This window comes from Pontibacter beigongshangensis (genome assembly GCF_014332515.1).
GTDB classification, from domain to species: Bacteria; Bacteroidota; Bacteroidia; order Cytophagales; family Hymenobacteraceae; genus Pontibacter; species Pontibacter beigongshangensis.
Genome location: NZ_VFSD01000004.1, coordinates 58,538 through 80,020, shown reverse-complemented (window position 1 = coordinate 80,020; position 21,483 = coordinate 58,538). Strand labels below are relative to the sequence as shown.

The following is a 21,483-nucleotide window of genomic DNA, read 5'->3' as shown; positions in this document are numbered from 1 at the left end:
CTGATTCCTGAAAATAGAGTCAACAAGTCTATTCTTCCAGTGACCTGCCCAACGCATCCGAGTAGCTTAGGCCACTGCAGCAGCAGAAGGAACTTTAGGGCTCAGGAGGGCCATTTTTATTAGAATAATCTGGCTTAGCCTGCCCCTCTATAGTTAATTTAATTTTATAATTTTAACAATTTACTTAAATGAAAAACAACAAGTCTTTTAAATCTCTCTTCCGTTTTTTGCCATTCTTAATGGCCCTCGCTGTTTTTACAGCCTGCGACAAAGATACCATCGTGCCCGAAGGCGAACTTCCGGCAGAAGCCAAAGATTATCTTAGCCTTCACTTTCCTGGTCAGGCTATTGCACAGATAGAAAAAGACACGGATGACGACTCGGTTTCATTTGATGTAGACCTGGAAAATGGCACTCAGCTTGAATTTACAGAACAGGGTGCCTGCACCAGCATCGAATGGAATGATAAACTGCCCGATAGTGTCGTGCCAGATGCCTTGCTGCAATATGTAACGGCAAACTACAGCGCGCATGCCATAAGAGGCTGGGAATTGAACAAAACAGATCAGGAGGCGAAACTCACCAATGGCCAGGAATTAAAGTTTGATCTGGACGGCAACTTCCTGAGGATCGACAATTAAGCCTAGATTCCGATTGTGCCCATTGGAGCCGGTATCGGCTGTAGAGGGCCGTTTTGATTCGAATAATTCGAACGAGAGACACCTGTTCGTGCATTGCTATGGTCTAGACAATGACAGAACAAATCGGCATTCGATATTTGATTTGCTCACCTAATGAAAAAATTTTGTGTCTTGTGCCTGGTAGCAGATGGCATACAAGTTCGACCTCCGGGAAGTTAAATCGCCGGCAATAATTGTTTGGCAATAGAATTCTATCGGCTGTTGCGGCCGCTCTATCCGGTGCCTCTTCTCAGTTAAGATTCAGGGTATCGGCGCCGGGCGCACAAGACCATTTGGAAAGTAAAAAAGGGTACTACAAAGGCATTTTGCCTTGTGGTACCCTTTTTTATTTCTGAAGCCGCTGTCCTCTTTCGAAATTATTCTGGTATTCCGTATTTGTTTATGCATTTCATCCGTAAAACACGTAAGAACCTGCGTTAAAAACTTAGAGATGTGAATGTTGCAAATTTGTGCATAATAAAATCAAAATCGAGAAACTTATGATGAAAAAGTGGATAAAAAGCTCTGAAAGCCTGCCTCGTATGCGGCAAAGAATATTGGCTACTATCGAGGAACACGGAGAACCAACCGTGGTTTCCTGCTGGTATGTCGGCGACAATCGGATTATGCTGGAACAGTTGCCTAATTCCAAAACCTACGATTTTTCTATTGTAAAAGCATGGCAACCCTTTCCGGAGCCATTCCTTGAGCTAGAGGAAAAATAGGTACTGAAAAACAAAAATTCGACCGCCAGGTATATTTTATGATAAAAGAAGCATTGCGACCTTAAGCCGATAGCTCGCAATGCTTCTTTTATTTTGAGACAGGCCCTTCTGCCTCCTCCCGGTGAGATAAAGGCAGGGACAGTGCATTTTCTTACCCTCAGCCGGTTTATCCCTTATTGCCTATAGCACTTCTTTTCACTAAAAGAAACTTGTCGAATGCTGGCCGGCAACCACCTTTTCTGCTGTATTCCAATTCCGACTCTTCTTCCGGCAGCTTTGATTATTTCCGGAAACTGCCGGGGCAATATTTTTGGTTAAGCCAATAAATCCTAAATTTGGCAAAGTAACCAGGGTTTGCTGGCCACCTAAACAGCAGGGGAAGACAGGTCTGCGCTGCATGGCCCGAAAATAAGGTGCTTACCCGCTGTTTTATCGGTTCATTGCCAGGCTGTTGGACGTGCCGGTCAGGCCATGGTCAGCAGATGCGGGCAAACAGAACAAGGAGCGTTTTTTTATCAAATTAAAATATGGAACCGAATTTAGACCATTTGTTAAAAGTGGCCAAAGAGCTGAGCCTGACGATAAAGCAGGTGCAGGCAACGGCAGAATTGCTGGAAGAAGGGGCAACCGTACCATTTATCTCCCGCTACCGGAAGGAGGCCACCGGCTCGCTGGACGAAGTAGCCGTAGCAGCCATCCGCGATCGCCTGGAGCAGCTCCGCGAGCTCGACAAACGCCGCGAGAGTATCCTGAAATCCATTAAAGAGCAGGAGAAACTGACGCCGGAGCTGGAGGCGCAACTGATGGCCGCCGAAACCATGACCGCCCTGGAAGACATTTACCTGCCTTACAAGCCGAAGCGCCGCACCCGTGCCACCATCGCCCGCGAAAAAGGGCTGGAGCCATTGGCGCAGCGCCTGTTCGAGCAGGAGTCTTTTGATGTTGCTGCGGAGGCCGCGCAGTTCATTTCGGAAGAAAAAGAAGTGAAAAATGAGGAAGAGGCACTGGCCGGTGCACGCGACATTATGGCCGAGTGGATGAACGAAAATGCCGAGGCTCGCGCCACCATGCGCCAGCTGTTCGAAAAGAAAGGCGTGTTTAAGAGCCGCGTGATGATGGGCAAGGAAGAGGAAGGCCAGAAATACAAAGACTACTTTGAGTGGGAGGAGCCGATCGAGAAAGCTCCTTCGCACCGCATACTGGCCATGCGCCGTGGCGAAACCGAAATGGTGCTGATGCTGAGCGCCCAGCCAGAGGAGGAAGAGGCCCTGGCAAAACTGGAGGACATGTTCGTGAAAGGCCACAATGCCGCCTCGGAGCAGGTACGCCAGGCAGCTAAAGACTGCTACAAACGCCTCCTGAAGCTCAGCATGGAAACAGAGGTTCGCCTCAGCTCGAAAAAACGAGCCGATGAAGAAGCCATCCGGGTATTTGCCGACAACCTGCGCCAGCTGCTGCTCACTTCGCCGCTTGGTCAGAAAACCGTGCTGGCCCTCGATCCCGGCTTCCGGACCGGCTGCAAACTGGTGGTGCTCGACAAGCAGGGCAAGCTGCTCCACAACGACACCATTTACCCGCATACAGGCCAGCAGAAGGCAAACGATGCCGGGCAGGCCGTAAAGTACCTTGTCACCAGATATGAAGTGGAGGCTGTGGCTATAGGCAACGGTACGGCCAGCCGCGAAACAGAGAGCTTCGTGCGTAGCCTGGGCCTGCCAGCCACCGTGCAGGTGCTGATGGTGAACGAGAGCGGCGCCTCTATTTACTCTGCCTCCGAAGTAGCCCGAAATGAGTTCCCGGACCAGGATATTACCGTTCGTGGTGCCGTATCTATTGGTCGCCGCCTCATGGACCCGCTCGCGGAGCTGGTGAAAATAGACCCGAAGTCCATAGGCGTAGGCCAGTACCAGCACGATGTGGACCAGTCGGCATTGAAACACTCGCTGGATGATGTGGTGATGAGCTGTGTGAACGCGGTGGGCGTGGAAGTGAATACGGCCAGCAAGCAACTGCTGACCTATGTGTCGGGCCTGGGGCCTGCGCTGGCGCAGAACATTGTGGAGTACCGCAACCAGAACGGCCCGTTCCGCACCCGAACAGAGCTGAAAAAAGTACCACGTCTTGGCGATAAGGCTTTTGAGCAGGCAGCAGGTTTCCTTCGCCTCCGCGATGCGGAGAACCCGCTCGATGCCTCCGCCGTTCATCCAGAAAGCTACCCGATTGTGGAGCAGATGGCCAGAGACCTTGGCGTGACCGTGAAGGAACTGATGCAGCGGGAAGAGCTGCGGAAGCAGATCGACCTTAAAAAATATGTGACGGAAGCCGTGGGCTTACCTACGCTGCAGGACATCGTGAGCGAACTGGCAAAACCTGGCCGCGACCCTCGCCAGACGTTCGAGGCGTTTAACTTTACTGAGGGCGTGAACGAGATAAAAGACCTGCGCGAAGGCATGAAGCTGCCCGGCATTGTTACGAACATCACCGCCTTTGGTGCCTTTGTGGATGTAGGTGTTCACCAGGATGGGCTTGTGCACGTGAGCCACCTTTCAGACCGCTTTGTTACCAACCCGCACGATGTGGTAAAGGTAGGGCAGAAGGTAGAAGTTACCGTGATGGAGGTGGACGTGCCACGTAAACGCATCTCCTTGTCTATGAAAGGCGACCCTGCTGCAGCCAGACCAGCTGCTGGCAGCGGAAATGCAAAAGGCGGAGCCTCGAAAGGCGGCGCAAAAAAAGAGAAGGTAGAAGAGCTGAGCGATTTCCAGGCGAAACTGGCTATGCTGAAAGGCAAATTCAAGTAAGCCTCAAAGTCAGCTTTCTTATACCGGACTCAAAAGATAATAAGAGCCGCTTCTGTTGCTGGAAGCGGCTCTTGTTTTGTAAGAAAGGCAGAGATAGATATAATACCAAATCATATTTAGTTGCTTCCATACGTTCACCATGGATTTCCCAATTTGTTATTCAGGAAGGATCATGTGGCCGAGAGCCTAAAGCAATGGCTACTGGCTAAGGCGTTTAAGTTAGCATAGTCGCCTTTATGCTTTGACAGCTGCAGCAGCTTGTTTCATTGCCCGTGTCTTTGTTCTTTTTGTCTTGATACAAAAAGAACCAAAAAAATCAAGAAGATTTTTTTGTCGAGGGCCCCTTCCCCCACTCGCTGAACGCTCAAACAGAAAATCGTCATTTAGTGCACCTGGCAACCTCATCTGCCCTGTGGCTCCTGTAGGTTTTTCTCTAATGAGCGAATGCCATATGGAACTTTCTTCCTGCCAGATGGTATAATTTCTGGGGACTCAGTGGCAGGAGCAGGAGAGACAGCGGTGTTGGAGGGGCAAAATCATTAGCATAATTTCCTGCTGAGGCTTCTCGCTCGTCAGCAAAAAAATAAAGTCAATCATGTTGTGGCGGAGGCAATGGTAGCATGTCAGGAAAGGCGGGAGGATCCGGGAAACCGGGTTATTTTTAAGAAAAACAGTAAAACGGTAACACTTAGGCAGCTATGGCTCGTATCCATGAAAAAAGATAAGGCATGGATACTTTCAATAAACATTTCTCAGAGTTGCTGAACACGGCACACATCATTCCTCCTGCTACTGGATCGAGTCATATAAATGTTGGAAAGTCTGAGCGAATCGCCTCGGTTATAGGTGGCGTACTGCTCACTTTTTACGGGTTGCGGAAGCCTAATGCCATAGGACTGATACTGGCTGCTGCCGGTGGTGCCATGCTTTATCGGGGTGCCTCCGGTTCTTGCCCTGTTAATACGGCTATAGGGCGCGATACGGCCGCCGACGAAGACATCTCTGTTGAAATTACCCGGACCATAACTGTCAACAAGCCCAGGCCGGAGGTTTATCAGTTCTGGCGGCAGCTGGAAAACCTGCCCAGATTTATGGAGCACCTGAAGAGCGTGCAGCAGCTGGGGCCGAAACGGTCTGCCTGGAGTGCGCGTATTCCGGGAGGCATCGGAACCATAGCCTGGGATGCTGACATTGTGCAGGAGGTAGAAAACGAGCTGATCGCCTGGAAATCGCTGCCTGCTGCCGACATAGACAACGCAGGAGAGGTCCGGTTCTCAGACGACCTATCGGGCAAGGAAACGATTGTGCAGGTAGCCATCTCTTACCGGCCACCCGCAGGAGCCATGGGAGGCATGGCCGCAAAGCTTCTCAACCCCATGCTTAAAAACATGGTGCAGGAAGATATCCGCCGCTTCAAAAGACTTATGGAAACAGGAGAGGTTCAGGTGAGTTAAGCCTGTTCGTGTTATAAGTGACTCACTATGATTAAGGAATAGTATTCAGTTTAAACCAATAGAATAATCCTAAACCAGGCTGCTGCACCAGAATAATGAGCTATACCACCCCGGCTTTCAGGTACAGAACTGCTGTGCGGCAGCGTTTTGGTTTTTTGGTTCTGCTTGTGGGGGGGCTGTGGTGTTTGGCCGGTTGCCAGCAGGCGCAGGATATCAAAGCTTTTACAGCGGCAGACTACAGGCTGCAAGAACTCGAGGAGGTGCTGCTGAACGGTATAAACCTGCAGGAAAGAGCCAGGGCAGGTCAGGGGCTTACGGTGCAGGAGCATGACGAACTGCTGGCGGCCGTCTCCACCAATGCCCTTAACCTAAGTGCCACCATGGTGCTACATGTGTCGCTCCGGGAACCCACCGGGAACCAGCGCCTAACCATTACCAGCATGAAATGGCTTATTCTGGTAGATGGTGAAGAAGCCCTCACTGGCACCATAGAGGAGGCCATGGTGCTGCACGAAGGCCAGAACAAGATACCCTTTCATACGCAGGTGCACCTGACGGAGGTCGATGAAAGGCCCAATTATGAAGGGCTGTCACGGGTCATCAACCTGATAAGCAGCGGCGGAGATATACGCCAATCGCTGGGGTTCCAGATAAAGCCTACCGTAAAAACACCCTTGGGAAACATAGAGTCTCCTCAGTTCATTTCGGTCTCAAAACCCCGGTAGTTTGGTTGCCCCCTAGCTGAATTGATGCACATCAAATTATTCTAATCAAAACACACCTCCGGAGCTGCTCCTGAACTTAATGCTTTACCAAATTAGAAGTTTTAGCAGCTATATTTTCTGGCAGCTTTACAAACAGTAAACCATTCTGAACATCAAACTGGAGGAGTATTGGAAACATTCAGCTCCTTAAGCCTTCATTCTACCAGCCATCTTCCTCTGCAAATACGCTTGTCTTAGAAACTGGCAAAGTACTTGCTAATTATTTATACAGTCTGCAGGAGTCGCCACGTTAGGGAAGGCAGCTGAACTCAAATAAATAATCCGGAAATGAAACAACTGAGAATACTGACACTGCTTATAGGTGTAGTACTGGTCACCAACTTGTCTGCTCTGGCCACCGCAGCCGGTCCACGGGATATCATAGCGGAGATCAATGAAGTGATCGGCCTTAAACCGAGATTTGAAGTGCGTGCCGCTAATATCGAAAATGCCGCAGCGGTTGTTTATGGCGGCAAGCGCTATATTTTGTATAACGAGCGCTTCCTGTCGGCTATAAACAATGCCGTTCGCACCGATTGGGCCGGCGTAAGCATCCTGGCTCATGAAATAGGGCATCACCTGAACGGGCATACCTTAACCGGGAAAGGCAGTAACCACGCCGATGAACTGGAGGCGGACGAATTTTCAGGGTTCGTGCTGCGCAAAATGGGAGCCAGCCTGGAGGAGGCTCAGGCTGCCATGAGCGTGCTCTCGCAGGAAAGGAACTCTTCCACCCACCCCGGCCGCAGCTATCGTCTGGCCGCCATCAGCAAAGGCTGGCGTAGTGCCGACACCCAGATTATTGCCAGCAGCAAAGGCCTTGAAAGAGATCAGACGATGGCTGCCACTGAGCCTGCTGCGGCAGATCCTCCACGGGCAACTCAGCCGCAGCCTGTGGCCAGCGCCAACCAGGCAGGCGTGCTGCAGCATAAGGATGTTTTGCGGAAAGTAAATTTCAGTGCCGCGCCACGGGAGCAGTTTTACCTGACTAAACGCATGAACCTGGTGCACGTGTCGGAGAGCGGAGCAAAAGTAATTGGCAAGCTGGCCCGCACCAACAGCAGGAGCTATCCTTATTATCTCGACAGCGAGTATCTGCACAAGGTTTTTGTGACGGATAACGGCGTGCTGGTAAATCAGCGGGGACAGAAAGTAGGGTATCTGAGCCAGTTAAGGACCTAGCCCTTTCAAATCAAAAATTAAAAATTAGAAATTGTGGCAGAGAGGCTTTTTGGCTGCTTTACTAGCATAAAACCTTTTTCAAAATCAAACTGGAAATTTCAAGAAATTTCTTGTCGCTTTTTCTATTATCGGTATTGTTTTTGTCTAAAAATAAGTTTTATTTTTTGTTTAGATGTAGGAAGCTAAGTTGTTGATTTTCAAATTCATATTTATTTTTAAGGAGGTTATCGCATTAACAAAATAGACTTACAGGGCAGGAACTGGTGGATCAGCAGGAGAGAGGTGCTGCACCGGGCTGGCCCTTCGCCTGGCAGATTTTTCCACTAATTCACATAAGACTATGAAACCCGTTAAATTATTAACCAGAAACCTATTTTATATGCTTTTGGCGCCGCTGCTGCTGGTAGCTTGTGGCGACGAAGCTGATTGTACCAGAGGGAAAGGAGACGCAGAGACCCGCGTTTTACAGCTCAACGATTTAAATGGTTTGAAGGTAAATGGCAGTTCAAAGGTTTACGTCAGTTACGGCCCGCAGCAGCAGGTGGTGGTAAAAGCGCAGCCCAACGTATTGGATGCCCTGAACCGCGATGTGCTGAACGGCGTGTGGGAGGTAGAGACGAACAGGTGTTTCAGGAGCCACAAAACGATAGAGGTATATATCACAGTTCCGGATTTCACCTACGCAGAGATGAACGGGTCTGGAGAAATCGTTTTGCACGACAGGTTTGAGACAAACGAATTTAGGACTTTGGAGAGCGGATCGGGCAAAATTAAAGCTAACTTTACGGCCAAACGCGCCATAACGCAGCTTACCGGCTCGGGCAGAGTAGAGCTGAGCGGGCTGGCAGAGCAGCAGCATGCTTCGGTAACTGGTTCGGGCCAGGTGCAGTCGTTCGGTCTGGAAACAGAAAGAGCCATTATACAGATTTCCGGTTCCGGAGATGTGGAAGTGTCGGTTTCAGACCTGCTGGAAGCCAGTATCAGTGGCAGCGGAAAAGTCTATTACAAAGGCTCCCCAACCGTTACATCCCAGATAACCGGTTCCGGGAAAGTAGAAAAGCGATAGCTAAACATACATGTTCATGATAAAAAAGACAGTTTTTCAGTTTTTTGTTTTTGCCGGGCTAGTGTTCCTGGTATTTTCCTGCAATTCGAAAAAAGATGTGGATGCATTCAGGGAGGCGAAGTATAACCTGGTGGGCATCAATGAGGTGCAGCTGAATGGCATCGATTTGCTGAGCAAAAAGCGCCCGGAAGATTTCTCATTCAGCGACGCAGCCATCCTGTTTTCGGCAGTATCGGAGAATAAGCTGGCAGCCACCTCTAAACTAGACCTGGATGTAAAACTGCCGGAAGGAAGCCAGGAGCGCTCCATGACGGTAACACAGCTGAAATGGCAGTTGCTGGTAAACGGCACGAATACCGTGCAAGGCATGGTAAGTGAGCCCGTGGAGTTGCACAACGGCCTGAACACCATTTCTATAAGCTCTCCTGTTACCTTAACTGCAGAGAACGGAAATACGAGCATTACACAACTTATGCGGCTGGCCACGCTCTTCTCGCAGGCTGATGCCGCTAACAAACCGAAAATAACACTCCAAATAAAGCCTACCATCCAAACTTCTGTAGGCCCCCTGGAACTTCCTTCTTATATTAATATAAAGGACTGATTTTTAGTTTTGTAGCCAGATGTGTTGAAAGCTTTAAATAAGGCCTCTGTCGGATGGGGTCAGGATTGGCAAAGCAGGGAATCAGGAAGAACGCTGCTGGAAATAAATCAGGAACGTTTTCAGTGGATGCTTACAGGATAACTCGTGCTACTTAAATAATTGCCTGCCAGGTTTCGGTGCAATTATTCCAATCAAAATGCCCCTTCGGAGCGTATTCATCCTGGTGCTGAAGAAGAACCGGCAGTTACTTCTGTAGGCCACACTGGCAGTAACCAGGGCAGCAGCAGGAGCAGCTGCTCCGGAGGGACATTTTCATTAGAATAATTGAATTAGGCACTTGCTTAATAATATTTAAGTAATTGAATATCAAACATTTAAATTGAATTTTCAGAGCCAGTGTTAAACCAATATGCACATTGAGGGTGGTCCTCAAAACCAGTAGTTTGGTAATTTTTTAAATAAGGCACTATAGGCTATTAACTAAGTGCCTAATTCAATAGAATAATTTGTCGGGCTTTTTCTTTCCGGGTAAAGCTGGCAGGTATTGCTGGGACTAGTCTGCTTCCCGGCACCAAATTTCTTCCCTCTTATGAAAAAGCTGTTGATACTGTTGTTCCTGGTGTGGCACCTGCCGGCAGGGGCGCAGCAAATTATAATAGACACAACCCAACTGCTGCACGACATCCGCACGCTGGCCGCCGACTCTATGGAGGGGCGGCAGAGTGGCACGGCTGGTAACGGCAGGGCACAACAGTACCTGGAGCGCCGGTTCAGGGAAATAGGGCTGCAGCCTTTCGGAGACAGCTACAGGCAACATTTCCGGCTGCAGACCCAAAAGCTAGTGGTGGAGCAGGCTGCCAACCTGATCGGTTATATTCCCGGCGACCCGGCAAAAGTACTTGTAATCACAGCCCACTATGACCATATTGGCCAGCAGGACGGCCAGATCTTTAACGGAGCCGACGACAATGCCTCCGGGGTGGGCGCCCTGCTTGCCGCTGCTGCTCACTTTCAACAACACAGGCCCCGGCATACCATTATTTTTGCTGCCCTCGATGGGGAGGAACTGGGGCTGCAGGGGGCAGCCGCCTTCCTGAAGTCGCCACCCGTGCCGCTGGGGCACATAGTCCTGAACATTAACCTCGACATGCTGAGCATCAGCCAAAAGAAGGAACTCTACGCCAGCGGCACCTTTCACCACCCCTGGCTCAGGCCTTACCTGCTGCAAGTGCAGCCGCTCCCAAACGCCAGGCTTGTGCTGGGCCACGACCGCCCGGAACAAGGCCGGGACGACTGGACAAAGCAGTCGGACCATTTCCAGTTTCATAAGCGCCGGATTCCGTATATTTACTTTGGAGTAGAGGATCATGCCCATTATCATAAGCCCACCGATACCTTCCAAAACATAGACCCCGCGTTTTATACCGATGCTGCTGCGCTGGTTATCGACTTTATCCGGATTGCGGATGCCCACGAGAGTCCGCAGCAAAAGCCGGTAAAGTAAAATTTGCAACTGTGCTTTTACCTTCTCCCCCCTTTTTTTTCCTACTGTGGAGGCTTTCATCACAGATCGGGTGCGTTTTAAAGTAATCTGAAAGTTATTTATATTAATTTTTGAATATAATGCTTTTATGGCTGATCTGTTTTCATCTATTGCATGCGATTAATCGTAGATATACCAAAACTCCCGACGCAGTTTCAGGTCTTGCATAACAGATGTTTTTCTTTTGATCGGGAGGTGCAAACAGATAGTTTCCTTTATAAAAATGGCAGAGCAGCATAAGAACTATAACTCATGCTGTGTTAAGCTGTTAAGCATATGAACAGAAATTTTTACTTTATTTTACTGCAGGTAGTGGTCCTTAGCTGCTTTTCCCTCAGCACCTACGGGCAGTCCGGTTTTTATAAAAAGCGTGGCATCAGTAATATTCCTGAGCGAGGTTTTGTGATACAAGTAGGGGGTGGCCTGGCAGCCATTAAAAGTGATATTTGCGGGAGCTGGGGCTGCAACGATTTCGGACCGAATGTGAGTGTAGGCACTCTCTACAAGATCAGTCCTTACCTGGGCATTAGCGGCGAGTTCGACTATTTCAGGCTGGGGGCAGAAGAGAAAAACCCGGCCCGGCCCCTGAACGTGGCCTTCAGCTCGGAGGTAATTGAGGTGTCGGGCATGGTGGTGCTGAACCTGCTCGATAGTTATAGCGGCTCCGGCAACTACCGCTCCTCGCGCAAGCGTTTTGTCGTGCCTTTTGTAAAGGGCGGTGCCGGTTTTATCTATTATACGGCCACCTCCTTTCCGGCAAACGGCCGGCTCAACGATTCGCAGGTTACCTACGACAACGAGCGGAATTACCCGGCTTTTGCACCTGTCTTTTCTTTCGGGGGAGGCCTTCGGTTCCGTTTCAACGATGAGATTAGTGTGGCGCCGGAGCTCATGTACCACATTACCACCACCGACTACCTCGACAACATTGGCCCACGGCTTGGAAATGCCGGCAACAAGGACCACTACGGAATTGCTGCCATTAAATTGCTGTACACTCCACTTCTGAAAAACAATATTTTCTCTAAAAAGAACCAGGGGAAATAAAGAACAAGCCCGCTGCGGCTAACTACTCCCTGCATCTGCTCGTACCTTTATCGGTAGGTGCAGGGCGTTTTTTTGCCTGCCGTAATCTCAAACAAATCTGAAAATGAACAAGCAACAGAAAAAAAAGTTATGGTGGCTGGCGGCGGGTGCTGGTGCATTGGTGGCCCTCAGAGCCCTTAACCGTAAACTCACGGCCTACGATTTCAGAAACAAGGTAGTTTTGATAACCGGAGGCGCCCGTGGCCTGGGGCTGGTCATGGCCCGGCAGCTGGCAGCAGAGGGAGCAAGGCTGGTGCTATGTTCACGCAACGAGCAGCAGCTGGAGAATGCCCGCCGGGAGCTGGCCGAAAAAGGAGCCGACGTACTGGTAGTGACCTGCGACGTGACCGACAGGGCACAGGTAGAAGCCATGGTCGCCACCATACGCGATAGCTTCGGGCCTGTAGACGTGCTGATCAATAATGCAGGAGTTATACATGCCGGCCCTGTTGGCGAAATGACAGAACAGGACTTTGATGAATCTATTAAAACACATTTCTGGGGCCCTCTTTACACCATTCTGTCTGTAGTGGACAGCATGAAGGAGCGGGGAGGAGGCAGAATCCTGAATGTGTCGTCGATTGGGGGCAAAATAAGCGTGCCGCACCTGGTGCCCTACAGTGCTGGAAAGTTTGCGCTGGTCGGCCTTTCGGAAGGGCTTCGGGCGGAGCTTCATAAATTCAACATCACAGTTACCACAGCCACGCCTGGCCTCATGCGCACGGGCAGCCCACGGCACGCTTTTGTAAAGGGACAGCATAAAAAAGAGTATGCGCTCTTCAAAATTATGGATTCAAGCCCGTTCACATCTATGAGTGCGGAGGCAACAGCCGAAAAGATTCTGGATGCCCTTCGGCACGGCGATGCCGAGGTTATCACCACCTTGCCGGCTAAGATCGGCGCTTTCCTGCACGATTTCTCGCCTGAGCTTATGGCTGATATTTTTGCGCTCGTTAATGGCATGCTTCCCGGAGAAGGCGGCATAGGCAAAAGCAGAGCCAAAGGCTACGAAAGCGAATCGCCCCTTTCCATGTCGCCCTTAACAAAGAAGACAGAGGAGGCAGCGCAGAAAAATAATGAGTTATAGCAATCTGTGGCAAAACTTGCTGTGCTGGTATGGAGCAGCAGCAGCAGTGCCTCCGGAGGGGCTATTTCATTTGCATAATTGTGATCTTCGACAATTAGAAAAATTTACATAAAAGCGGAAGAGAATCGGCAATATATAGTAATTTGGGTTCATTCGCGGCAGGTACTCCTGAACGAGGCGCATTCTCCTTTTTAACCCGATTCCTGAAATATAAATCACCCTGAAAAATGAAAATTACAAACCGCGAGGTAGTTTACGACGGCTTTTTTAAAATGTACCAGCTGACGGTGGAGCAGCAGGGGCACAGCTTTACCCGGGAGCAGTTTGATAGAGGCGATGCCGTGGCAGCGCTGGTTTTTGATACCGAAGACCAGCAATACGTGCTCACAAAGCAGTACCGGATCGGATCGGAATCAGAGATGGTGGAAATTGTGGCCGGCATGGTAGATGATGGGGAAGCGCCGGAGGTGAGCATTGTGCGGGAAATTGAAGAAGAGATAGGCTACCATGTAGACCGCCTGGACTACCTTTATACCTTCTACTCCTCGCCGGGAGGCTGCACGGAGCGGGTGCTGCTGTATTATGCCGAAGTATCGCATCAGCCAGGTGCAGGAGGCGGTAAAGAAGGGGAGCATGAGCACATCGAGATCGTGCGCTACTCACCAGCGCAGTTTGAGCAGTTGCCATCTACTGACGCCAAAACCATTATTGCGCAACTCTGGATGCAGCTGCAGAAAGCTGGCAAACAAGCATAGCAGGCCACCTCTCGCAACAAATCCTGGGTGTCGGGTCTTTAGCAGCAGCAGAAATAATCTCCGGAGGGCATTTTTGATTAGGATAATTTGAGAGCAAAGATGCTTTCTAATGCTCCAGTTGATTTGAACCTATTTCGTGGAATGCAGGTGGTGCCGGAGCGCCGGCTAAGGAGCAGCCGGCGCTCCGGCAGGTGTTAGTCCCGCATGGTTCCCAACATGTTGCGGGTATCGGCGGCGGCTTCCAGGCTCAGAAATTCGGCCTGCAGCGTTCTGATCTTGACTTTGTCGCCTGCTGCTACCTGGTTATCTATCTGGCGCAAGCGTTGGTTCAGCAGGCCATATACATGGTCTACATAGTCCCAGTCGTCCTGCGTCCAGTTTTGTCTTTTGGCTCTTACTTCGCCCATAAAGGTCAGGTAGGCTTCACGCACATTCTGATCGGTGATTTTATCGAGGTCCTGGAATTCGCGCAGCAACTGCTCCTGCCATTGGCTGAGCTTTTGGGCATCGAGCGGGGTCTGCTGCCGGCGTTCCTGGCGCTCCTCCCACTGCTGGTAGCGGCCTTTCAGCTGCTCATACTCTGTTTTTGAACGGGCCGAAAGGCTGTCGAGCCGACTTTCGACCTGGGCTGTTCTTTTACGGAATTCCTCTCTGGTGGCAGTTCCCCGGGTAGTGTCGACAGAGTCGAGCGGACGGGTTTTGGAACTAACCCAATCGCGGAAATCGGCGAGTTGGTCTTCGGCTGTTCTTCCTGTTTTAACAACTGTGGCCGTATCCTCTGTTTCTGTTGTGTCCAGCACTCTTTCGCGGGTGTTCTCGGCAGTTCTGTTGCCTTCGCAGGCCCAAAGGGCGGAGCTGATCAGCAGGAGTGCCATGTATCTGAATGGGGTTGCTAAAGTTTTCATGGGTTCGTTTGTTTACTGTCGCTATCTGGTCTTCTTACGAGTATAACCCCTGCGTGTTCAGCTGGCAGAGCAGTAGGCTTCACCTGCTCTGCCAGCCAAATTATGGTAATGAAAAAGGCCCTCCACAGCTTCTCCCTGCAGCCGGTTCCTAACCAACCCTGGCCACGACTAAGGGAGCAGCGGCTTGTCTTTGCTGATGCCATCGCCATAGGAGAAGAAATCGTTTACTGTAACCGGCAGCTTGCCTCTTACCGGCAAGCCTCCGAAAATGAGCTTAGCTGCTGCTTCCTGGGCATGGAAGTGGGGTTGGTACGCCAGCAGCAGCCCCCGACTCTTCTGAATGCCTTCAAACTGGTTAAGGGTGTAGGCATTGTCGAATAAAGTGATCAGGGCTTTTTTTGAGCTGGCCAGGTGGTGTATGAGCGAAGTGGTATGTTTTGAGTAGCCCAGGTTATTGCTGGGCCGAATGCTGGGGCCATAGAGTGCCACCAGCACCAGGTCGTAGGAGCGAAGTTGCTGCTGCAGCTTTTGCACCTCTTTGGCATTTGCCTTTCTGGAAATAACAAAGTCTTTGGTGGCGGCATATTTTTTAATTTCCCTTTGGAAAGCAGTCGGCCTGATGGCTCCAAAAGACACAGTAGCAATCTTCAGGTTTTTCCGCTGGCGCACGGGTAGCACCTTTTTCTCATTTTTGAGAAGGGTAAGGGCGGCTTCCGCTATGGCTCTGTTGGTGCTATCGGCCTCGGGCGGATTCAGGTCCTGGTAGAGGTTCTCCAGTTCTATGGGTTTGTAGTTGTCCAGGCCCACCCACTGCTTGGCGGCCAGCATTTTCTTGCAGCTTTTCTCAATATCCTCCATCAGAATATCGCCATTGGCAATAGCTTCTTTAATAGCCTGAATGGCTTTGGGCACGCTGTTCAGACGCTCCAGCACATCGTTGCCGGCCATCAGGGCCCGCGCCTCTGCCTCTCCGGGCGGAAAAAACTTGGTGACGCCCTTCATCACCATCGCATCCGTAAAAATGAGTCCTTTAAACCCAAGCTCCTCCTTCAGCAGGTCGGTTACGATTGGTTTCGAGAGTGTAGAAGGAAGGTTGTGCGTTGGGTCGAGATCCGGAATATGCATATGGGCCACCATTATGCCGCCAACACCATTCACTATCAGTTCCTTAAACGGGTACAGCTCCAGCGAGTCGAGCCGTTGGCGGCTAAAGGGGATAACCGGCAGGTCGTGGTGCGAATCTATGTCGGTGTCGCCATGCCCGGGAAAATGTTTGGCAGTGGCGATAATGCCGTTTTCCTGCATACCGCGCATAAACGCCAGGCTTTTTGCCGTTACAGCCAGCCGGTCTTCTCCAAAGGAGCGGTAACTGATGATGGGGTTATCGGGGTTATTGTTTATGTCGGCTACGGGGGCAAAGTTTACGTGCATGCCCAGGCGCTTAAACTCTACGGCTATTTCGGCACCCATGCGGTATATCAGGCCGTTGTCTTCCACAGCGCCCAGCATCATCTGGAAGGGGTACTGCACGGTGCTGTCCAGGCGCATGCCTATGCCTGTTTCAGCATCCATAGAGATCAGGAGCGGCACTTTAGAGGCTGCCTGGTACCGGTTGGTGAGCCTGGCCTGACGGATAGGCCCGCCCTGAAAGAAAATGAGTCCTCCGATTTTATGTTGCTCAATAACTTGCAGTACTTCCGCCTCGTATTTTGGCCCCTGGTTAGAGAAGGCCTCTATTATTATAAGCTGGGCTATCCGCTCCTCCAGCGAAAGGGTATTGTAAACGGAGTCTACCCAGCCGGACGGGTGCTCCAGGGCCTCCAGCAGGTTTCTGGCGCCTGCTCTTGGTTTTTCGGCAGGCAAGTCGGCCATAAGCTCTATTTTTCTCACCAGCGTATTCTGCCTGGCGCCGGTACTCTCGCAACCAAACAAACTTATTGCTGTCATGCAAACAGCAACAAGCCGTAGATTCTGCCATTTTCCAAAGCCTGTTTTTAAATTTACGGTAAGCATATAAAATCATTGATGCAACAAATACATACTTGCTTTAAGTATTTTGGGTTTGTTCTTTTTGCCTGCTGGCACTGGTATGCTATGTATAACGAATAGCAGCTAAAGTGCTTTTATCTGGTTGTAGTAGTCTTCTTCTAGCTGATTTCGCTGGTAATTCGATACATTAGCAACTACGTAAGCAGACACCGACCAAATAGGTTGTTTCAGCGGCCGGGATATAGCATGGCCAGGCTTCATGGCAACAATCCCTGGCGCTTTACGCTCATATCCGAGTCTTTCTGCTCAGGGGGAATTATCTGCTCAAAGAAAAACCTTGCCAGTTGCAGACATGTTTATTCTGGCTAAACTATATATTTGACATTGCACCCATTTTCACCTACTGATATACCTATATGAGCCAATTGCAGGAGGAAAGCGACCGGTTTGCCTACAGTTTTTTGCCGGGAACCTTATTTGTGGCGCTGCTCTGGCTTGTAAAGCTAATGGAGTTCCTGACCGGCTCCGAGCTGGTGTGGCTGGGGGTGCTGCCACGCAAGTTTTTCGGGCTGATAGGTGTGTTTATGAGCCCGCTTATACATAGTGGCGTCCCGCACCTGCTATCAAACTCTTTCCCGCTCGTGTTGCTTTCCGGTTTAATTATTTTTCTGCATAGCCGCGTGGCGGTGCAGGTAATAACTATGTGCTATGCAGGCAGCGGACTGATGACCTGGTTTATTGGCCGGCAGTCGTACCATGTAGGCGCCAGCGGAGTGGTGTATGCCATGGTAGGGTATCTGTTTTTTCTGGGCATGATCCGGCGCGACAGGAGCGCACTGGCGGTGTCTCTGGCTATTTTGTTTCTGTACAGCGGCTTCCTCTACGGGCTTTTCCCGACAGAGGAGCGCATATCCTGGGAAGGCCACCTGGGTGGAGTGGTAGCAGGCCTGCTGGCGGCAATTGTTTTTGGCAGCGGTGCAGATCTGCCACAACCCATAGAAGCACCTGAGCCCCTGACGCCGGACCAGCAGCAGCTGCAGCAGTTGCACCTTAGCACCACCTTTGCCGCCGGTTCAGGCCACATGTATGTTAAATACCAGGTAGCTTCTCCGGCCACTACCGCCACGTATCATCACAGGTACCTGCTGAACCGTACCTCCGGCATGGTAGAAGCGGCAACTCCGGGTGTGATTCCTGCGTCTAATGTCCAAACACGCAACCAGAAAACGTATGCCGGAAAAACAAACGCAAGACAAGCAGGAGGATATAAAGCAAAGTAAATGGCCCTTGATACTCACAGGAGTTATTTTAGCGGGGTTGGTTCTTTCGTATTTTATTTTCCCTGGTTTTAAAGATCAAATGCAGCAAGCATGGGGGGTGCTGACAAGCGGTGATGAAAAAGAAATTTCGACGTGGGTAGGCCAATTTGGTTTTTGGGGCCCGTTTTTCCTGATAGGAGCCATGGTGGCGCAGATGTTTCTGGTGGTGGTAAATGTGGTGGCGCTCATGCTGGTGGCTATTATTGCGTACGGTCCGGTATGGGGCTCTCTGCTGGCAATTCTGGCTGTATCTGTGGCCGCAACAGTTGGCTACCTGATCGGGCGGGGTGTTGGAGAGGCGGGGGTGAGCAAGCTCATCGGCCGGAAAGCTGAGCGGAAGGTGGCGGGTTTCGTGGAAGATTATGGCATCTGGGCCGTCATTATCGCGCGCATTTCGCCTCTGCTCTCTAATGATGCTGTCAGCTTTGTGGCCGGGCTGGCCAGCATGGGTTACCTGAAGTTTATGGCGGCTACCCTGGCAGGCATTGTTCCTCTAACTATCCTGCTGGCCTGGCTGGGCGAAAACAATGATCGCCTGAAGTCCGGGCTCCTGTGGGTCGGCGGCGTAAGCCTGCTGCTGTTTATCGTCTATGTAGTGTATGATAAATATTTCAAAAAAAGACAGAGCTGATTTACAGACTGCGTCTTAACTTTTCGGAACGACTTTGTTGCCTTGCCTCGCGGAAAACAATTCACGTCTCACGTCTCACGTTCTTACTCCTTGTACAACAGGTGAAACAAGTTCTGATAAGTTGTGTCGCTGGCAATAAAAACAGACGAGAAAAATCCTGAAAAGAAAATTGAGTTCTTTTGTTTGGGGTTTGAGATTATTTTGAAAGATCTAGAATTTCTGAATCCATGGCAGCTTTTAAAAATACAATACCTGCTTCCGTAATCACCATTTAGAAGTGCCCTTTCCTTATTTAAAAAGATCAATAATTTATGGGGATACTTATTTGTTTTTTCCAGTATGAGTAGTCCTTTAACTAGCGGCGCCGATTCTGATAAAAAAGTCAGTTAAAAATTAGAAAAAAATATTTTTTGGAACTATTTTATATTGAATTGAATGCTATTGAGTGAAAATGCTTAAGAGAGCTTTTGCTAGTAAAAATTGACCTATTAAACAAATGGATAGGGCTAAGGCAACCTACTAAAGTTAACATCGTTAAAGCCATTTATTAAAAGAAAGCCGATGTTCAACTAACAGATTGCTCATGATTAGGATCAAATTACTAGCAATAGCACTCTCCATTTTCATGGTTTTGGATGAAGAATTTTCAGTCAGTAAAGCGGATGTTCCGCACCCTGACACAAATAAAAAATCTACAATTTTTGAGATACCAAAACCTGAAAAAGAGCCGGGGCAGCTCCTGAATAAGACCCCAGCCCCCATCACAGTAACTGCCACAGTTTACTTTCCTGAGCCCGGCCAAACCGACGATACCCCCTTCACTACTGCCGACGGCTCCAAAATCAACGAAAAAAATCCTGGTAAGCACCGTTGGATAGCAGTATCCCGGGACCTGCACAGCCGCTGGGGCGGCGAGATAAGCTACGGCGATTCTTTGCTGGTGTCTGGCATTTCGGAAGAACTGGATGGCCTCTATATCGTACGCGATACCATGAACAAGCGTATCCGAAAAAGAATCGATATCCTGGTGGGGCGGCAGGACGAAATTATGGGAAAATGGAAAAATGTTCAGATATCCAAGTTTATCGCATCCAGTGGACCAGAAGGCTGACAATACCACTAGGATCCGTTTTAAAGAAGTTGCTGTTGTAGCTGTTTGTTCGTCAACGCTACGTACCCTAATGGAGCATATTAATTTTCAAACAGCCGGAGGCAAGCCCGAAAAACCTGTTCAGGAAGTTCGGGCTTCCTTTTTTTACAGGCATAGGGCTGGTCAGGCGCCAGGCTGGTCGGTGTAAGACTCCAGTACCTCCAAACCTTCTGCATCTGAGCGTGCCTCTACCACTTCATCTATAACATACTGCATTTCCTGTTCGGTCCACTTATCCTTTTCAGCTGCCTTTATAAATACATCAAGGGCAGCAAACCGGCCCGATTCAGTTGGCAGCATGGCCTTCACTTTCTTTCTGATGTTCATAGTCCTTTTTCTGCAAATTTAGAAAATAAGTAAAAAGGCACAAGCTGCCGGTGGGATAAGCAAAGCTGTTTTGAGTTGATCCGCCAACAACTTGCTGCCTCCTGCTCCGGTTTATACGCGTTTTTACCGGTTATTCGCACACACATTCGTGGCATGATTACCGCTAAGGCAACCTGGCAGCGTGCCATTGCAGCATAATCATTCCTTACCAGCTTCATTTCCTTCGGGTTATCGGTTATCGTTGTGCCTGGACTTAACTCTTTAGGTGTTTACTCGTTTTACTAATTAACTGTATATAGGGAAATTTGTATTGAATGGATAAGGAGAGTATTACTTTTGACCAGTTAGACAAGCTGAATGATTTAACGATTATGCACTATGCAGCCCCCCTGATCATTTTTTCGGTGGTGGCAGAGTGGCTGGTAGGCATCTACCGAAAGAAGAACTATTACCACACAAAGGATTTTCTGGCGGCGCTGTCCATTGGGGGAGTGAATGCGGTGTTGGGCGGAATGATGAAAATACTTCTCTTCTCTATTGCCATGCACATCTACAATATGGTGCCGTGGGCCATGCCCAGAGTCTGGTGGGGCTTTCTGGTTTGTTTCCTTGCGGTGGATTTTTGCCGGTACTGGGCGCACCGGATCGCTCACGAGCAGCGGTTCTGGTGGGCCACCCATGTCACACACCACTCGTCCAGCAAGATGAACTTCTCCGTCTCATTCCGCACCGGCTGGACAAATCAGATAAAGTTTGTGTTTTTTATACCGGTGCCGCTGCTGGGCATCGACCCGTTTACTTTTTTTGTGTGCCATCAGGTTGCGGTGCTCTACCAGTTCTGGATTCATACGGAACTGATCCGCAAAATGCCGGCCCCTGTCGAATACCTGTTTGTGACGCCTTCTCATCACCGCGCCCACCACGGGTCCAACCCAAAGTATATCGACAAAAATTTCGGCTCCACGCTTATTATCTGGGACAGGATGTTTGGCACTTTTCAGGCAGAGGAGGAGGCCCCCGTGTATGGGCTTACCAAGCCGGTCTCTTCTTATAATCCAGTCTATCTTGTATTTCATGAATACCTGGATATTTGGCAGGACTTAAAACATGCCAGATCCGGAAAAGAAGTTTTTCAGCTCCTGTTTCAGCCTCCGGGTGCCCTTGTAACGGAACATCAGCGGCAACTAGCCCAAAGTAAGGTTGTGGCCGATGCGCCGGAGAGCAGCCCTGCTCCCAAGGATGGAAGTAGAGAAATAGTGGCGGCAGAGTAAATTATTTAAATGAAAAGGCCCTCCGGAAGCTTTGCTGCTGTTGCTGTAGTACAACGAAACAAATCAATTACCCTTCTGGTCTGCGACAGCCACGGCTTAGCCAGGGCAGCAGCAATACATGGGCTCCGGAGGCCGTTTTTCATT

The 21,483-nt window shown here is 49.9% G+C and carries 19 protein-coding genes; 16 read left to right on the top strand and 3 right to left on the bottom strand.

The genetic code is table 11. The features are described from left to right. Nucleotides 1-188 precede the first annotated feature (188 nt). The 12 genes from FJM74_RS05330 to FJM74_RS05275 all read left to right on the top strand — a co-directional run bounded on the left by FJM74_RS05330 (nt 189) and on the right by FJM74_RS05275 (nt 13,747). Nucleotides 189-641, top strand: coding sequence for a PepSY-like domain-containing protein (locus FJM74_RS05330; protein ID WP_187261535.1), 453 nt, complete (start codon nt 189-191; stop codon nt 639-641). A gap of 539 nt (nt 642-1,180) precedes the next feature. Then, complete coding sequence (locus tag FJM74_RS05325; protein ID WP_187261534.1) at nt 1,181-1,405, top strand: DUF551 domain-containing protein; 225 nt, start codon at nt 1,181-1,183, stop codon at nt 1,403-1,405. Nucleotides 1,406-1,932: 527 nt separating this feature from the next. Next, a complete protein-coding gene (locus FJM74_RS05320; RefSeq protein WP_187261533.1) occupies nt 1,933-4,206 on the top strand; it encodes a Tex family protein in 2,274 nt (757 codons plus the stop codon). 728 nt (nt 4,207-4,934) lie between these two features. Then, nucleotides 4,935-5,660 (top strand): SRPBCC family protein, encoded by a 726-nt coding sequence (locus tag FJM74_RS05315; protein WP_187261532.1) that lies wholly within the window; start codon nt 4,935-4,937, stop codon nt 5,658-5,660. Nucleotides 5,661-5,755: 95 nt separating this feature from the next. Continuing rightward, the gene (locus FJM74_RS05310; protein WP_241738962.1) at nt 5,756-6,385 is read left to right on the top strand and encodes a hypothetical protein; all 630 of its coding nucleotides are present in this window, start codon (nt 5,756-5,758) and stop codon (nt 6,383-6,385) included. A gap of 327 nt (nt 6,386-6,712) precedes the next feature. Then, nucleotides 6,713-7,606: a M48 family metalloprotease gene (locus FJM74_RS05305; RefSeq protein ID WP_187261531.1), complete on the top strand. Its 894-nt coding sequence runs from the start codon at nt 6,713-6,715 to the stop codon at nt 7,604-7,606. A gap of 379 nt (nt 7,607-7,985) precedes the next feature. Then, complete coding sequence (locus tag FJM74_RS05300; protein WP_241738961.1) at nt 7,986-8,672, top strand: head GIN domain-containing protein; 687 nt, start codon at nt 7,986-7,988, stop codon at nt 8,670-8,672. A 16-nt stretch (nt 8,673-8,688) separates the two neighbouring features. Further along, nucleotides 8,689-9,276, top strand: a complete 588-nt coding sequence (locus FJM74_RS05295; RefSeq protein ID WP_187261529.1) for a hypothetical protein — start codon at nt 8,689-8,691, stop codon at nt 9,274-9,276. Nucleotides 9,277-9,865: 589 nt separating this feature from the next. Then, nucleotides 9,866-10,780, top strand: coding sequence for a M28 family peptidase (locus tag FJM74_RS05290; RefSeq protein ID WP_187261528.1), 915 nt, complete (start codon nt 9,866-9,868; stop codon nt 10,778-10,780). A gap of 315 nt (nt 10,781-11,095) precedes the next feature. Then, nucleotides 11,096-11,866: an outer membrane beta-barrel protein gene (locus FJM74_RS05285; RefSeq protein ID WP_187261527.1), complete on the top strand. Its 771-nt coding sequence runs from the start codon at nt 11,096-11,098 to the stop codon at nt 11,864-11,866. A gap of 103 nt (nt 11,867-11,969) precedes the next feature. Beyond that, complete coding sequence (locus FJM74_RS05280; RefSeq protein WP_187261526.1) at nt 11,970-12,992, top strand: SDR family NAD(P)-dependent oxidoreductase; 1,023 nt, start codon at nt 11,970-11,972, stop codon at nt 12,990-12,992. A 227-nt stretch (nt 12,993-13,219) separates the two neighbouring features. Further along, complete coding sequence (locus tag FJM74_RS05275) at nt 13,220-13,747, top strand: NUDIX domain-containing protein (RefSeq protein ID WP_187261525.1); 528 nt, start codon at nt 13,220-13,222, stop codon at nt 13,745-13,747. Between the two features lie 194 nt (nt 13,748-13,941). Here the strand turns inward: FJM74_RS05275 and FJM74_RS05270 are convergent, their stop codons facing one another. Together FJM74_RS05270 and FJM74_RS05265 are read right to left on the bottom strand one after the other, a co-directional pair. After that, a complete protein-coding gene (locus FJM74_RS05270; protein WP_187261524.1) occupies nt 13,942-14,652 on the bottom strand; it encodes a hypothetical protein in 711 nt (236 codons plus the stop codon). Between the two features lie 168 nt (nt 14,653-14,820). Beyond that, a complete protein-coding gene (locus FJM74_RS05265; protein ID WP_187261523.1) occupies nt 14,821-16,599 on the bottom strand; it encodes a glycoside hydrolase family 3 protein in 1,779 nt (592 codons plus the stop codon). A gap of 458 nt (nt 16,600-17,057) precedes the next feature. Here FJM74_RS05265 and FJM74_RS05260 point away from each other — a divergent pair, with 458 nt between their 5' ends. The 3 genes from FJM74_RS05260 to FJM74_RS05250 all read left to right on the top strand — a co-directional run bounded on the left by FJM74_RS05260 (nt 17,058) and on the right by FJM74_RS05250 (nt 19,702). Further along, entirely contained in the window at nt 17,058-17,921 is an 864-nt protein-coding gene (locus FJM74_RS05260) for a rhomboid family intramembrane serine protease (protein WP_187261522.1), read from the top strand. A gap of 79 nt (nt 17,922-18,000) precedes the next feature. Continuing rightward, entirely contained in the window at nt 18,001-18,591 is a 591-nt protein-coding gene (locus FJM74_RS05255) for a TVP38/TMEM64 family protein (protein ID WP_241738960.1), read from the top strand. Nucleotides 18,592-19,174: 583 nt separating this feature from the next. Next, a complete protein-coding gene (locus tag FJM74_RS05250) occupies nt 19,175-19,702 on the top strand; it encodes an RlpA-like double-psi beta-barrel domain-containing protein (RefSeq protein ID WP_241738959.1) in 528 nt (175 codons plus the stop codon). A 162-nt stretch (nt 19,703-19,864) separates the two neighbouring features. Here FJM74_RS05250 and FJM74_RS05245 read toward each other — a convergent pair whose 3' ends face one another. Beyond that, nucleotides 19,865-20,068 carry a hypothetical protein gene (locus tag FJM74_RS05245; protein ID WP_187261520.1) on the bottom strand — a complete coding sequence of 68 codons (204 nt, stop codon included), beginning with the start codon at nt 20,066-20,068 and terminating at the stop codon, nt 19,865-19,867. 314 nt (nt 20,069-20,382) lie between these two features. Between FJM74_RS05245 and FJM74_RS05240 the strand changes: the two genes are divergently transcribed. Further along, complete coding sequence (locus FJM74_RS05240; RefSeq protein ID WP_187261519.1) at nt 20,383-21,339, top strand: sterol desaturase family protein; 957 nt, start codon at nt 20,383-20,385, stop codon at nt 21,337-21,339. Nucleotides 21,340-21,483: the final 144 nt, after the last annotated feature.